The 13696-nt window shown below is 73.1% G+C and carries 13 protein-coding genes; 6 read left to right on the top strand and 7 right to left on the bottom strand.

The annotated features are described in order from the left end of the window. The first annotated feature begins 39 nt into the window (after positions 1–39). Complete coding sequence (locus ACP4IX_RS03605) at positions 40–678, top strand: GNAT family N-acetyltransferase (RefSeq protein ID WP_426519954.1); 639 nt, start codon at positions 40–42, stop codon at positions 676–678. Positions 679–693: 15 nt separating this feature from the next. Here the strand turns inward: ACP4IX_RS03605 and ACP4IX_RS03600 are convergent, their stop codons facing one another. From ACP4IX_RS03600 to ACP4IX_RS03590, 3 genes are read right to left on the bottom strand one after another with little or no spacing between them, the layout of a single operon-like run. Continuing rightward, the gene (locus ACP4IX_RS03600) at positions 694–1422 is read right to left on the bottom strand and encodes a metallophosphoesterase family protein (protein WP_426519956.1); all 729 of its coding nucleotides are present in this window, start codon (positions 1420–1422) and stop codon (positions 694–696) included. Beyond that, entirely contained in the window at positions 1422–1718 is a 297-nt protein-coding gene (locus ACP4IX_RS03595) for a BON domain-containing protein (RefSeq protein WP_426519958.1), read from the bottom strand. The genes ACP4IX_RS03600 and ACP4IX_RS03595 overlap by 1 nt, the downstream gene beginning before the upstream one ends. Next, positions 1715–2413: a nucleotidyltransferase family protein gene (locus ACP4IX_RS03590; RefSeq protein ID WP_426554734.1), complete on the bottom strand. Its 699-nt coding sequence runs from the start codon at positions 2411–2413 to the stop codon at positions 1715–1717. Before ACP4IX_RS03590 ends, ACP4IX_RS03595 begins: the two co-directional genes overlap by 4 nt. Positions 2414–2673: 260 nt before the next feature. Here ACP4IX_RS03590 and ACP4IX_RS03585 point away from each other — a divergent pair, with 260 nt between their 5' ends. Next, positions 2674–3003, top strand: coding sequence for a hypothetical protein (locus ACP4IX_RS03585; protein WP_426519962.1), 330 nt, complete (start codon positions 2674–2676; stop codon positions 3001–3003). Between the two features lie 26 nt (positions 3004–3029). Here the strand turns inward: ACP4IX_RS03585 and ACP4IX_RS03580 are convergent, their stop codons facing one another. Next, the gene (locus tag ACP4IX_RS03580) at positions 3030–4211 is read right to left on the bottom strand and encodes a PP2C family protein-serine/threonine phosphatase (RefSeq protein WP_426519964.1); all 1182 of its coding nucleotides are present in this window, start codon (positions 4209–4211) and stop codon (positions 3030–3032) included. A gap of 211 nt (positions 4212–4422) precedes the next feature. Between ACP4IX_RS03580 and ACP4IX_RS03575 the strand changes: the two genes are divergently transcribed. Beyond that, on the top strand, positions 4423–4836 hold the full coding sequence (locus ACP4IX_RS03575) for an SRPBCC family protein (protein ID WP_426519966.1): 414 nt from the start codon (positions 4423–4425) through the stop codon (positions 4834–4836). A 106-nt stretch (positions 4837–4942) separates the two neighbouring features. Here the strand turns inward: ACP4IX_RS03575 and ACP4IX_RS03570 are convergent, their stop codons facing one another. After that, a complete protein-coding gene (locus ACP4IX_RS03570) occupies positions 4943–5785 on the bottom strand; it encodes an MBL fold metallo-hydrolase (protein ID WP_426554733.1) in 843 nt (280 codons plus the stop codon). A 326-nt stretch (positions 5786–6111) separates the two neighbouring features. Between ACP4IX_RS03570 and ACP4IX_RS03565 the strand changes: the two genes are divergently transcribed. Continuing rightward, positions 6112–7353, top strand: a complete 1242-nt coding sequence (locus ACP4IX_RS03565) for a cytochrome P450 (RefSeq protein ID WP_426554732.1) — start codon at positions 6112–6114, stop codon at positions 7351–7353. Positions 7354–7491: 138 nt separating this feature from the next. Here the strand turns inward: ACP4IX_RS03565 and ctaD are convergent, their stop codons facing one another. Beyond that, a complete protein-coding gene (gene ctaD, locus ACP4IX_RS03560; RefSeq protein ID WP_426519972.1) occupies positions 7492–9210 on the bottom strand; it encodes a cytochrome c oxidase subunit I in 1719 nt (572 codons plus the stop codon). Between the two features lie 1089 nt (positions 9211–10299). Here ctaD and ACP4IX_RS03555 point away from each other — a divergent pair. Continuing rightward, positions 10300–11592 carry a cation:proton antiporter gene (locus tag ACP4IX_RS03555; protein ID WP_426519974.1) on the top strand — a complete coding sequence of 431 codons (1293 nt, stop codon included), beginning with the start codon at positions 10300–10302 and terminating at the stop codon, positions 11590–11592. A 230-nt stretch (positions 11593–11822) separates the two neighbouring features. Further along, positions 11823–12266, top strand: coding sequence for a hypothetical protein (locus ACP4IX_RS03550; RefSeq protein ID WP_426519976.1), 444 nt, complete (start codon positions 11823–11825; stop codon positions 12264–12266). A 96-nt stretch (positions 12267–12362) separates the two neighbouring features. Here the strand turns inward: ACP4IX_RS03550 and ACP4IX_RS03545 are convergent, their stop codons facing one another. Continuing rightward, positions 12363–13523, bottom strand: coding sequence for a S1 family peptidase (locus ACP4IX_RS03545; RefSeq protein WP_426554731.1), 1161 nt, complete (start codon positions 13521–13523; stop codon positions 12363–12365). Between the last annotated feature and the right edge of the window lie 173 nt (positions 13524–13696).

Raw genomic sequence — 13696 nt, 5'->3', positions numbered from 1 at the left:
CCACTTGTGGGAGCGCTCCCAGACGGGCAGGATGCTGCGGTGACTCCGACTGCCGACGTACGCCCGTACCGTCCCTCCGACGCCCCGGCCCTCGACGACATCTGCATCCGCACCGCGCACAACGGCCGGGACAGCCGGCCCGTCTACGCCGACCCCGCCGTCCTGCCCGCCATCTTCGCCGCCCCCTACGTCCACCTGGACCCGGACCTGGCCTTCGTACTGGACGACGGACAGGGCCGGGCCGTCGGCTACATCCTCGGCACGGCGGACACCCCGCGCTTCGCGGAGGAGTTCCGTGCCAAGTGGCTGCCGCGGGTCGCGGACCGCTATCCCGCGCCGGAGGGTCCGCCCGGCACCCCGGACGAGGCCATGGCCGAGCTGCTGCACGACCCGGAGCGGATGATCGTCCCCGAACTGGCCGCGTACCCGGCCCATCTGCACATCGACCTGCTGCCCGACTGGCAGGGCCGCGGACACGGCCGGGCGCTGATGCGCACGTTCTGGCGGGCGCTCCGGGAGCGCGGCGTCCCGGCCGTCCACCTGGTCATGGCCACGGCCAACACACCGGCCAGGGCCTTCTACGACCGTATGGGCTTCCACGTGATCGAGACGGCGGGCATGGATCCCGCGGACGTCACCTGCCTGGGACGCACGACGGACGACACCGGCCGGCCCTGACGCCCCGGGCGGTGCTCAGGCGGCCGCGCCCAGCCGGTAGACGTTGAACGCCCGGCGGATGACGGGCTGGGCCACGTTGCGCACCCGTACCCCGCCCGCCGTCATCCCGTGCTCGGAGCCCAGGTGGGCGTGGCCGTGCACGGCGAGATCCGCGCCGGCCGTGTCGATCGCCTCGGCCAGGAGATAGCTGCCCAGGAACGGGTGGATCTCCGGCGGCTCCCCGGCGAGCGTGTCGGCGACGGGGGAGAAGTGGGTCAGCGCCACCCGGGCGGTGCAGCCCTCGTCGGCCAGCTCCTTCAGCGCGGCGTGCAGGCTGTCCGCCGAGCGGCGGGTGGTGCGGACGAACTCCTTCATGATCGGCTCGCCGAACTCTCCCGCGCTGCGGCCGACGAAACCGCCGCCGAACCCCTTGACTCCGGCGATGCCCACCCGGGTCCCGGCGCACTCCACGACGGTCCCCTCGCCCTCCAGTACTCTCACGCCGGCGTCCTGGAGGAGTGCGGTGACCTTCTCGGGCCGTTCGTCGTGGTGGTCGTGGTTGCCGAGGACGGCCACCACCGGCACCGGCAGGTCACGTACCTCCTGTGCCACCACCCGTGCTTCCTCCGGCGTGCCGTGCCGGGTGAGGTCCCCGGCGAGCAGCAGCAGGTCGGCACAGTCGGGCAGGGTCTCGAAGGCGGGGCGCAGCAGTCCCTGGCTGTCGGGGCCCATGTGGATGTCTCCGACGGCGGCGACGCGGACCATCACAGCTCCTCCGCGTGGTCGGGGCCGGTCGTCTCCGCCACCACGACGTCGGTGTGCACGGTGAGCCCGGCCAGCTCCTCGTGGGCGATGCGCAGCAGGGTCTCGCGGCACTGTGCGGAGGGCACCGTGCCGGTGATCACGATCGCGCCGGCCCGGATCTCGGCCCGGACCCCGAGCTCGCCGAGCTCCTCCGCGGCGAGCCGGTCGTGCAGGTGGGCGACGCGGTACTCGACGTTCCCGGCGGCGGAAGCGGTGTCGCTCGCCGCGGGTCCCTGGTGTGCGACGGGATCGCTCATCGCTGCTCCTCCTGCACGGAAGGGGCCGGAGGGATGATCTCCAGCCGTTCGAGGATGAAGAAGAACGCGGCGGGCATCGGGGCGTCGCCGCAGTCGCGGCGCAGTTCGTCCCAGTCGATCTTCTCCCGCAGCGTGCGGGCGATCGGCAGGACCGCCCCGAAGTCGCAGTGGTGCTCCGAGAAGGCCGCCAGCAGACCGCGGAGCAGGTCGGTCGGCGACAGGACCGGCATGAGTACCGAGTCGACCGAGAGATCCCGGGCCCGTGCCAGCAGCTGCGCCGTGACGGGCTCGTGCGCCAGTTCGAAGATGAGGTCGACCTGCTGGCCCAGGCAGTTCGCCTTCAGCAGCCAGTCCTCGGGCGGCGTGTACACCGCCAGGCCCGCTTCCCGCAGCGTCGCGGCGACGGCGTCCGCGTCGTCGGGCCGGATGCAGAAGTCGACGTCGTGCTGGAGGTTCTGGGTGCCGCCGTGCGCGTACACGGCGACGCTGCCGGCCAGCGCGAACGGGTGCTCCTTCTTCTTCAGGATCGAGCCCACCTGCTTGGCCGCCTGCAGGATCGCCTGGTTGCGGTCGAGCGGGAGATCCTCGTGGCGGACGTCGTTCTGGGGGACGAGTTCGGGGTCCCCCGCTGCCAGACGGAGCTCGGAAACGCCGGCGCGCTGGTCGAGAGCGCGGTCGTCGGCGTGCTGCGTCATCGCTGTCCCCTTCCCGGGCAGTCGCCTTCTGCGGATCGGACCTGATCTCTGCGGACCGGACCCGACCGGAGGCCGAACCGAGCCGGGTGCGACCAGATCAAACCGTGTCAAACAGGAACAAGCATGATCACATGATCATTTCTGAGCAGGTCGGTCCGGATCGGTCCTCCTCTGGGGTTTCGGGTACCCGGCGAGGTACCGCCGACACGAAGGCCGTCCCGGAGGCGAGGCACCGGCACGTTTCCGGGCACTCGGACGGCATGAACGACAAGCGGGAGCGAGAGCGGGAACGGCAGCGGACCGGGTCCGAGGGCCACCGGAGCGGGACCGTGGAACGGCTGGTGGCGGCGTGGCTGGCGGAGACCGAAGCCCATGACCCCGCCGCGGCCCACGAGGCCCGTACCGGCTGGGAACGGGGTGCGCTGTCCGAGCGGGCCGCCCAGGACCTGGCCACCTGGGTCACCGCGAGGATCACGGACACCGGTTTCACCGAGGACGAGGGCCCTTATGTGGAGGGCCCCGTCCGGATCACCCCGTCGGACAAGGACACGGTGCACGAGTGGCTGCGTGCGCGGGGGCACCGGATCTGACGTCGGGCCACCGCGCGGCGGCGACGTCAGCGGACCGGCGGCCGCCATTCGAACATCAGGATCGTCGCGTCGTCCCGCAGCTGCCCGCCGGTCTGCGAGTCCAGAATCGAGTGGATCAGGCGCCGCAGCACCTCGGGCGCCAGCTCGCCGCCCGCCGTGGCGCGGATGACGTAGTCCGCGAACCGTTCGAGCCCGAACAGCTTCTCCTCCCGGGTGCGCGCCTCGGTGACCCCGTCGGTGTACATCAGCACCCGGTCACCGGGTTGCAGGCTCACCTCGTGCGTCCGGCGCGGCTCGGTGGAGAGCTGGGCCGGCGCGCCCATCGGCGGGTCGGCGTCCCGCTCCAGCGCGTCGACGATCAACTGCTCGTCCCGGATCAGGAGGGGCGCGGGGTGGCCGCAGTTGCTCCAGTGCAGCAGACCGGTCTCGAAGTCCAGCTGGGCGATGACAGCGGTGCAGTACTGTTCCGGCAGCCAGCTGGCCAGGGCGTCGTCGACGCCCCGCACGAGGGTGGGCAGGTCGGCCCCGTTGCGCCGGGCGTTGCGGCAGGCGGCCAGCGCCACCGCGCTGGTGAGCCCGGAGGCCAGGTCGTGACCCATGGAGTCGATGACCGAGACGTGCAGCGTCTTCCGGGTGAGTGAGTGGTCGAAGGCGTCGCCGCCGAGCTCGTAGGCCGGTTCGAGGACGGCCGTCGACACGACGTGCGCGTTGCCGATGGTGCGCGGCGGCAGAAACGCGCGGAGCATCTCGGAGGGCAGGTGCATCCGCTGGGTGCGGGTGTGCCGGATGAAGGAGTCCTCGAAGGCCCGCTTCGAGGTGATCATCATGGCCAGCAGCGAGGCCAGCGCCCGTCCCCGGACAAGCGCGGCGGAGGTGAGCGCCGACGAGTGCACCGCCAGCACGCCGAGCCGCTCGGCGCCGTCCACCAGGGGCAGCCACGCCGTGACACCGCCCGTCTCCGACTCCTCCACCCGCAGTGCCTGCGTACGGTAGGCCCAGCCCGCGAGTGAGCCGTCGACGGGCATGGCCGACGCCACGTCGGTCTGCGGTACGAGATGCCGTTGCTGCAGGTCGACGAGGTAGACCACGGCGTGCTGGAGGTCCAGGGCCTTGGCGCAACGGGCCACGGCGGTGCGCAGGTCCAGCGTCAGATGGCCGGGATCGGCGAGAAACTCGAGCAGCACGTCGGTCGCCTCTGACGTCGACACCCCGTCTCCCCTCGTCGAGAAACCCGTCGTGCCGGGGCACGCTGCGCAGCAGTCTGGCACCGCGTGCCGGGCCTCGCCCGTCGAGCGGATCACACGCCGGGAGCCACGGCCCGGGCAGAAGTCGAGCGGATCACGCGCCGGGCGCTTCGGCCCGGGCAGAACAGGGCACGCGTCACCCCGTACGGCACCGAGCGCGAAGGAGTGGTGCCACATGACCGAGTACGAGCGTTCCCGCACCATGCCCGCCCAGCCCGAGCAGGTCTTCGACCAGGCCGCGAACGTCGGCCAACTGGACGCCTGGCTGCCCCGGGACCTGCACGTGGAGGCCGAGGGCCTGCCGGCCGTCACCGTGCACGAGGACCGCACCGACCAGGACACCTCCGCACTGCTCAGCGCCCGGCCGGAGCAGCTGCGGCTCGAATGGGGCACCCGCGAGCAGGGCAGCTACGCCGGCTGGCTCCAGGTCGCCGGCATCGACAGCGGAGCCAGTGAGGTGACGGTGCACCTGTCGTTCTTCGACGAGGGACACGACCCCGGGGAGCACGCCGTGGCCGACGCCCTCGACGGCAGCCTGCGGCGCCTGGAGGAGCAGGTACGGATGCGCACCGACAACGCGGCCGGGTGAATGCGCCGCACGACCGGGCACACCAGGGCCGACTGGACGTGGAGGAGGGGGCCCACGACTGCGGCGTCCACCCGGTCACCGGGTGGGGCGCGGCGGTCGCCGCCCGCTACGTCACGGCGGGCGGCCCGCCGTCCGGGCCGAGGACGGCCCGCTGTCCGTGCCGGCAGTGCACGATCCGGTCCGCGAGCCCCTTCCGGTCGGCCTCGGCCAGGAAGGCGTCGAGCGGGGAGCGGAAGACGGTGTAGTCGCCGTAGTGCACCGGCAGGACCAGCCGGGGGTCGAGGCGCCGGGCGAGTTCCGCGCCCTGGCGTCCGTCCATGGTCACCACGAAACCGCCGGGCAGGGTCGTGCCGCCGAGGTGCAGCACCGCCAGGTCCAGTGCGGGGAAACGCCGGGCGATCTCGTCCAGGCCGTCGAAGAGCAGTGTGTCGCCGGACACGTAGAGCCGGTGCCGCGGGGGACCGTCGGCCGGGCCGAACTCCAGCAGGCTGCCCATCACCGGCGGCAGCAGGCATCGCAGGACGGGCTGCCCGGCGTGCCGGCCGGGCAGCGCCGTGATGCGTACCTGCGCGTCCGCGTGCCGCACGGTCTCCGCCTGCCAGGTGCGCAGCCCCACGGCCCGGTGGAACCCGTGCACGCCCTGCAGCCGGCGGGAGGCGTGCGGGGTGGTGACGATCGGCAGCGACCGGGACAGGTGCCGCCGGGCCCGGCGGTCCCAGTGGTCGCCGTGCAGGTGCGACAGCAGTACGGCGTCGAGCTCCGGAAGGTCGCCGGGTTCCAGCGCGGGCTCGGTCAGACGACGGCTCACCAGGCCGTACCCGAGGTGGGCGCGCTGGCCGCGGTGGAGGAAGTTCGGATCGGTGAGCAGACTCAGCTCGCGGTACTGGAGCAGCACGGTCGCGTTGCCGACGAAGTGGATCCGCAGGGAGTCGTCGGGGGACGGGGACATGGGGGTGATCCGATCCTGTCCGGGGGCACGGGCCGGGCCCGGCCGCCCGGGCCGGACCCTCACGGGGACGGGGTACCCCTCCCGCGAAGGCTCACCCGGCCGCCGGAGCCGCGATCGCCCGCCGGGGCGCGCCCCGGCGGGCGAAGCCGCGGGCACGGGGCCCGGCTCGCTCTCGTGGGACCCCCAGACCTCCAGACCCCCGCGGGGATCCGGACACATCCACGCCGAGGCCGGAGCGGCACCGCCCGCACCGCCCGCACCCGGCACCGCCCGACCGGGCCGGACAGGCCGGGTGTCCGCGCCGCGGCCCGGGGCACTCGCCGGCCATGGAAGCACACCGCCGCCCGCTGATGGACCGCACCCTGCCTCTGCTCACCGAGGGGTACGCCTGGCTGCCCAACCGCATGCGCGACAGCACCGACTCCGTGGTGCGCACCCGGCTGCTCGGCAAGCCCGCGCTGGCCGTGCGCGGCCCGGAGGCCGTGCGCTTCTTCTACGACGAGGGACACGTCCACCGTCACGGCGCCGTCCCCGCACCCGTGCTGGACACCCTGTTCGGGCAGGGAGCCGTCCACACCCTCGACGGGGAGGCCCACCGCGTCCGCAAGGAACTGTTCCTGCCGTTGCTCGACCCCGGCCGTGTGGCCGGCCTCACCGAGCACGTCACCGCGGCCTGGGACGAGGCCGTGCGCTCCTGGAGTGAGCGGCCCCGCGTCGTGCTGTTCGACGAGGCGGGCGTGGTGCTCACCCGCGGAGTCTGCCGCTGGGCCGGGCTCCCGGCGGAGGCCGTGGACGTGGAGCCGCTGGCGCGGGACCTGATCGCGATGGTCGACGGCTTCGCCACCCCGGGACCGCGGCACCTGCGGGCCCGCCGTGCCCGCGCCCGGCAGGAGGCCCGCACGGCCCGCCTGATCGCGGACGTACGCTCCGGAGCGGTCGCCGCGCCCGCGGACTCGGTGCTCGACCGGGTCGCCCGGCACCGCGACGCCCCGGACGGACCGCTGGACGCCGGGACCGCGGCGGTGGAGCTGCTGAACGCGCTGCGCCCCACGGTCGCTGTGAGCTGGTTCGTGGCCTTCGCCGCCCACGCCCTGCACCGCCGGCCGGCCCACCGGGAGCGGCTGCGCTCCGGGGACGGCGCGTTCGCCACGGCGTTCGCCCACGAGGTCCGCCGCTTCTACCCGTTCGCCCCGTTCCTCGGCGGCCGGACCGTCACGGAACTGACCTGGCACGGTGAATCCGTCCCGGCCGGAGGGATCCTGCTGCTCGACGTCTACGGCCAGAACCACGACGAGAAGCTCTGGGGCGACCCCTACGTCTTCCGGCCGGAGCGGTTCCTGCACCGGCCCCCCGACCCCGACGAGCTGATCCCGCAGGGCGGCGGAGACGCGGCCACCGGTCACCGCTGCCCCGGTGAGCGCATCACCGTGGGCCTGCTGGAGTCCCTGGCGGTGCGGCTGGCCCGCCTGGAGTACACGGTCCCCGAGCAGGACCTGCGCATCCCGCTGCGCCGCATCCCGACCCGCCCGCGCAGTGGCTTCGCTGTCACCGGCGTACGCGGCCCGTGACGCCGGCCGTCCTCGGAAGCGAGTCGTCGCCGGTTCGCCGGCGGGCCGGCGACGACTCGCGGGCGCCCGTGGCCGCCCGCGGAGCCTCTCAGCGGTCCAGGCCCCTGGTCCGGACAACCGGGTGCGGTGCGCCGACGGTCAGCGGTCGCCCTTGTGCCCCTGCCCCGGCCCCGGCTCCACGGCGTCGCGCCGCCCCGTCCGCTCCGCCTGGTCGAGCCGGACGAGTTCGGGGTGGTTGAGGTCGAAGGCCGGAGACTCGGAACGCACCCGCGGCAGCGCGTGGAAGTTGTGGCGCGGCGGGGGACACGACGTCGCCCACTCCAGTGAACGGCCGTACCCCCAGGGGTCGTCGACCCCGACCGGCCGGCCGTACCTGGCGGTCTTCCAGACGTTGTACAGGAACGGCAGCGTGGACAGGCCGAGCAGGAACGCGCCGATGGACGAGAGGGTGTTGAGGGCCGTGAAGCCGTCGACGCCCAGATAGTCGGCGTACCGGCGCGGCATGCCCTCGACACCGAGCCAGTGCTGCACCAGGAACGTGGTGTGGAAACCCACGAACAGCGTCCAGAAGTGCACCTTCTCCAGCCGGTGGTCGAGCATGCGGCCGGTTATCTTCGGCCACCAGAAGCTGAACCCGCCGAACATCGCGAACACGATCGTGCCGAACAGGACGTAGTGGAAGTGCGCCACGACGAAGTACGAGTCGGTGACGTGCCAGTCCAGCGGCGGTGAACCGAGGATCACCCCGGTCAGTCCGCCGAAGAGGAAGGTCACCAGGAAGCCGGCCGCCCACAGCATCGGCGGTTCGAAGGACAGGGACCCCTTCCACATCGTGCCGATCCAGTTGAAGAACTTCACCCCGGTCGGGACGGCGATGAGATAGGTCAGGAACGAGAAGAACGGCAGCAGCACGGCACCGGTCGCGAACATGTGGTGCGCCCAGACGGTGGCCGACAGCCCGGCGATGGCGATGGTGGCACCGACCAGCCCCATGTAGCCGAAGACCGGCTTGCGGGCGAAGACCGGGATGATCTCGGTGACCACCCCGAAGAAGGGCAGCGCGAGGATGTACACCTCGGGGTGGCCGAAGAACCAGAAGAGGTGCTGCCACAGGATCGCCCCGCCGTTCTCCGCGTCGAAGACGTGCGCGCCGAAGTGGCGGTCCGCCTCCAGCACCAGCAGCGCCGCCGCCAGCACCGGGAAGGCCAGCAGCACCAGGACCGAGGTCAGCAGCACGTTCCAGACGAAGATCGGCATGCGGAAGACGGTCAGGCCGGGCGCGCGCATGCAGATGATCGTGGTGATGAAGTTGACCGACCCCAGGATGGTGCCGAACCCGGACAGCGCCAGCCCCATGATCCACAGGTCACCACCGAGGTAGGGCGCGTGGAGCGGGCCGCTGAGCGGCGTGTAGGCGGTCCAGCCGAAGTCCGCCGCGCCCTGCGGGGTCAGGAAGCCGGCGAGCACGATCAGTCCGCCGAAGAGGAACAGCCAGTACGACAGCATGTTGAGCCGCGGGAAGGCCACGTCCGGGGAGCCGATCTGCAACGGCATGACGGCGTTCGCGAATCCGGCGAAGGTCGGGGTGGCGAACAGCAGCAGCATGATCGTGCCGTGCATCGTGAAGGCCTGGTTGTACTGCTCGTTGGAGAGCAGCTGCAGACCCGGCCGGGCCAGCTCCGCCCGGATCAGCATCGCCAGCACTCCGGCGATGAGGAAGAACGCGAACGACGTGATGAGGTACAGATGGCCGATCCGCTTGTGATCGGTCGTGGTCAGCCAGGAGATGACCACCCGCCCCTTGCCGCGGGGTTCCGCCGCCGGGACCGGCGTGATCGGTTCGGTCTGTGTCGCCATCCGACCAGGGCATCCGAACCCCGGCCGCCTGCGTCGACGCCACGTCACGCGCCCACCCAGGTAGGGCCGATTGGCAGATCGTTTCTATCCGTCCGGGTGTGTCACCGCCTCGGAGGGACGAAGCGGCCGTCACCCGAATGGCCCTCGCTCACTACTGGTGACGGCCGATCCGGTGTCTCCTGGAGGGTGTCAGCGGCGTCCAGGCTGGGAGGCCGAACATGTACGAAATGTGCGTGGGCCCGGAGAAGGCGGGCGGAGCGTTGGTGTGGCACGTGATGGCCAAATCGGCCGCGGCCACCCTGTGCGGACAGCGACTCCGCGAACGTATCGAGGCATCCGACGGCGAACGGGCGCGTCACTGCCCGGACTGCATGGCTTCGTTCGAGAAGCTCATGGCAGCCACGCCGTGCTGACGGACCGTCCGCGACGTCGTCCGCCCCGCCGCATCCCGCGGCGGGGCGGACTGCGTGGGGCGGTCGGCGGGAACCGCGGCGCGCGGTCGGCGCCGGCCGGGGCGCGCCCCCTCCCGCCGCGCCGCGGGTGTTCCTCGCCCGCGGAGCGGCGCGCGCTCCCGGCAGACGATGGGTGTCGGCCACCGGACGTTATGGGTGCCGTCCCCGATGCCGCGGCACCGGCCCGGTGTGTGACCGTGGAGCGACGCCGCGCTCCGGGGCTTTCCCGGGGGCCGGGGAACGTCGCGCACCAGCCCTCACCCCGCCCGTTCGCGGGCGTTGCCGCACGGCCCGGTCCAGGCGTGCCGTCCGCGCCCCGAGTGCCGAGGCGGCCGGTGGCCGTCGTGGCGTAGTGCCGTGGACGCGGGCCGGGCCCCGGCGCCCGCCCGTCCGTGCGCTCCGCGGCCCGGTCCGGGCGTCCGCCCGTGCCTCCGCGCCCCGGTCCGCGCCCCGTCCGGCCCGGGAGCGGTGCCACGGCACCGCCCCCGGGCCGAACGGGAGCGGTGTCACGGCAACGGTGCCGGCCAACGACGCCCGGCCGTACCACAGATGACGTGCCACACACGAAGGAGAATGCGCATCCATCCCTGCCAAGTGAAGCCCTCCCGACCCTCCGCGCGGTCGAAGGCGGTGGCCCGTGGGACACGCTGACACCCTGCTGGCCATGGGCGGCGCCTTTCTGGCCGCCGCGTTCCTCGCCCGCCTCGGCGGCAGGATCGGACTTCCGACGATCCCCCTGTTCATGCTCGCCGGCATCCTGCTCGGCCCCCACACACCCGGATTCGTCCTGGTGGAGGACGCGCACGACTTCGAGATGCTCTCCGCGCTCGGACTGGTGCTGCTGCTCTTCTACCTGGGCCTGGAGTTCCACCTCGACGACCTGAAGAACGGCGGCAAACGGCTGCTGACCGCCGGCGGCGTCTACCTGCTGCTGAACGTCGGCGCCGGGCTCGGGTTCGGCTTCGCCCTCGGCTGGGGAGTGCGCGAGGCGCTGGTGCTCGCCGGGGTGCTCGGCATCTCCTCCTCCGCGATCGTCACCAAGATCCTCATCGACCTGGGCCGGATCGGCCGCCCGGAGACCCGTCTCATCCTCGGCGTCATCGTCGTGGAGGACATCTTCCTCGCGCTGTACCTGGCCGCCCTCCAGCCGGTCGTCGCGGGCGCGCACGGCGCCTGGGACATGGCCCTGCAGGCAGGCAAGGCCTTCGGTTTCCTGCTGGTGCTGGCCGCCGCGGCCCGCTACGGCACCCGGCTCGTGGGCCGCCTGATCGCGACCCGCGACAACGAACTGCTCGTCATCAGCTTCCTCGGGGCCGCGGTGCTCGTGGCCGGGATCTCCGAGGTCCTCGGCGTCGCCGACGCCATCGGTGCCTTCATGGTCGGGCTGATCCTCGCGGGCACCCCCTCCGGACCACGGATCCGCGAGCTGGTGCACCCGCTGCGGGACGCCTTCGCGGCGATCTTCTTCTTCGCCTTCGGCCTCGCCATCGACCCCGGCGACCTCGCCTCCGTCGCCGGCCCGGTCGCCGCGGCGGCGGCACTGACCGTCGTCATGAACGTCATCGCCGGGCTGTGCGTCGCCCGTGTGTACGGTTACGGCTCCGAACCGGCCGCGGAGATCGCCACCACCCTGGTCGCCCGGGGGGAGTTCGCGCTCATCCTGGCCGCCATGGCCGCGGGCGCGGGACTCGACGGGCGGCTCGCTCCCTTCATCGCCGGATACGTCCTCGTCCTCGCCGTCCTCGGTCCCGTCGTCGCGGGACGGGCGTACGTGCTCGCCCGCGCCCTGCGGGCCGCCGCGAGGCTGCTCCCCGGGGCGAGGACGCCCGCCACGGCGCCGGGCGGCGGGCCCGGCGCGGACGCGGACGAACCGTCGGCGCCCGCGTCGGCCTCGGCCTCCTCCTCGGAGCACGCGGGAGCCGACCGGTAGGCCCGGGGAGGGCCCCGGCGATGGGGCCGGCGGTTCGGACAGCGGCCGGTGCGGGAGGACTTCACCGGGCCGGGGCGCACGCGGACTCGGTCCCGGCCGGTGGGCCGGTGAGCCCCGGTACCGCCGCACCGGCCCGTACGTCACTGCGCGCCGCGGTGGGACAATCTGCCCGCAGGACCGGTGTCCGACGCCGTGATCGGAGCCGTCCGGGACCGGAAGGAGCCGTCAGCATGATCGAGTGGGTGCCCCTGGGCAGCGGTGCCAGACCCGTCCCCCGGCCGGTCGCGGCTCCGCTGGTGTGGACGGGAGCGTTCGGCGGCGCCCTCGCCCTGGTGGCGCTCCTCAACGGCACCGTGGGCTCGGACCGCCCGGGACTGGCACTGGCCGTGCTCTCCCTGCTGGCGGCGCTGCTCGGACTCCGCGCCCGCTTCACGGCCGCTCCCGGAACGGCCGTCCTGTGCTGGCTGTCCCTGAACGGCTTCGCCGTCCCGCCGGCCGGCACGCTGACGTGGGCCGGCCGGCGGGACGCGGTCTGGCTGGGGTGTCTGCTCGGCGCGGCCCTCGTCGGCACGGCACTGGCCCGCCTGGTCCACGCACGGGCCGCCTACCGTCGGCTGACCACGGCGAGCGGCCCCGAAGCGCCGGAGCCGGGCTCCGGACCGGGCGGCTGGTGACCGGGGGAGAACCCCGCCGGGCTCCGGACCGGGCGGCTGCTGCCTGGGGGAGGACCCCGCCGGGCTCCCGGCGAAGTCCCTCCCGCAGCCTCCGGGTCAGGCCGTGTGCAGCGTCAGTCCGTAGCGGTTCAGGATCTCGTTGACGGGCTGGAACCAGGTCTCCCCGCCGCTGGAGCAGTTGCCCCAGCCGCCCGAGGTGACGCCCTGCGCCTGGTCACCGCTGATGAAGGAGCCGCCCGAGTCGCCGCCCTCGGCGCAGACGCTGGTCTTCGTCATCTGGTGCACCGCGCCCTGGCTGTAGTTGACCGTCTCGTTCTTGGCGAGCACGGTGCCGCAGTGCCAGTGGGTGGTGGACCCGGAGCGGCAGACCGAGGCGCCGACGGGTGCCTCGTTCGATCCGCGCACGAGCCGGTCCGGGATCGTGCCCCAGCCGAGCACGACCGGCACCGTCCACCAGCCGCTGCCCACGCTGACCCAGGCGTAGTCGTTGCCCGGGAACGACGAGCCCTGGAACGTTCCGATGTGTGAGCCGTCCCAGCCGCGGACCGCCGCTCCCGCCCCGCCGCAGTGTCCGGCGGTGACGAACCCGCCGTGCACCGAGAAGCCGATGGAGCAGCGGACGTTGCCGGTGTAGTACGGGTCGCCGCCGACGGTGCCCGCCGCGAAGGTCCGCGGGGCCGAAGGTACCGTCCGGACCGTGACGGGGCCGGCTTCGCGGGCCCGGTCCACGAACCGCCGGACATCGTTGTCGGAGCGGTCGCCCTCGACCACGTCGACGATCACCGCGTTGGCGGCCGGGTCGACGTGCCAGCCGCTGACGCCGGCGGGTGCGTCCAGGCGGTCGACGCGGGCCTTGGCGGCGTCGAGTTCCCGGGCGCTGTGCTCGACGGTGCGGACGTGCGCACCGGTGGCGTCGACGGCCCGGACCGTCGCGGGGGCGGCGTCCGAGGTGACGGCCACGGTCAGTTGTCCGCGGGCGGCGTCGAACCAGGCGCCGCCGAAGGCGTCGCCGGCGGCCCGCCGTGCCGTGGGTGCGAGGTCGGTGGCGCGGCGTTCGGCCGCGAGCCGGTCCTCGGCCTCGGCCCGGGTGAGGCCGAAGTCCCGCTGCATGGCGTCCAGGAGACCGGCGGAGGCCGGTTCCTCGGCGGATGCCGTGGGGGAGTCGGCCGCCGAGGCCGGCAGCGTGCCGACGGCGGTCAGGCTGCCGAACACGAGGAGGCCGGCCAGGCCGAGGTGCCTGAGTCTGCTGCGTCTCACGGGAGTTGCCCTTCGTCGTTCCAACAAGGTGGGGGTGGAACAGATCGGTGGAACAACCGCGGTCTGAGAGCGCTCTCGTCGGGGTTGGTTCGAGCTTAGCCAGGGTGCAACGTCAGGTCCATGCCAATGCAGGGCCTTTCCGGGGAGCCCGCCGGCCGGCCGCGGCCTTCCGG

Origin of the sequence: Streptomyces sp. WG5 (genome assembly GCF_049974565.1) — a bacterium.
Classification (GTDB): domain Bacteria; phylum Actinomycetota; class Actinomycetes; order Streptomycetales; family Streptomycetaceae; genus Streptomyces.
This window is presented reverse-complemented; position numbering and strand designations above follow the sequence as displayed.

Bases quoted from the DNA above. Each gene is read 5' to 3' on its own strand.
- ACP4IX_RS03600 (WP_426519956.1), bottom strand. From the start codon at position 1,422: ATGGTCCGCGTCGCCGCCGTCGGAGACATCCACATGGGCCCCGACAGC.
- ACP4IX_RS03595 (WP_426519958.1), bottom strand. From the start codon at position 1,718: ATGAGCGATCCCGTCGCACACCAGGGACCCGCGGCGAGCGACACCGCT.
- ACP4IX_RS03590 (WP_426554734.1), bottom strand. From the start codon at position 2,413: ATGACGCAGCACGCCGACGACCGCGCTCTCGACCAGCGCGCCGGCGTT.
- ACP4IX_RS03585 (WP_426519962.1), top strand. From the start codon at position 2,674: ATGAACGACAAGCGGGAGCGAGAGCGGGAACGGCAGCGGACCGGGTCC.
- ACP4IX_RS03575 (WP_426519966.1), top strand. From the start codon at position 4,423: ATGACCGAGTACGAGCGTTCCCGCACCATGCCCGCCCAGCCCGAGCAG.
- ACP4IX_RS03570 (WP_426554733.1), bottom strand. From the start codon at position 5,785: ATGTCCCCGTCCCCCGACGACTCCCTGCGGATCCACTTCGTCGGCAAC.
- ACP4IX_RS03565 (WP_426554732.1), top strand. From the start codon at position 6,112: ATGGAAGCACACCGCCGCCCGCTGATGGACCGCACCCTGCCTCTGCTC.
- ctaD (WP_426519972.1), bottom strand. From the start codon at position 9,210: ATGGCGACACAGACCGAACCGATCACGCCGGTCCCGGCGGCGGAACCC.
- ACP4IX_RS03550 (WP_426519976.1), top strand. From the start codon at position 11,823: ATGATCGAGTGGGTGCCCCTGGGCAGCGGTGCCAGACCCGTCCCCCGG.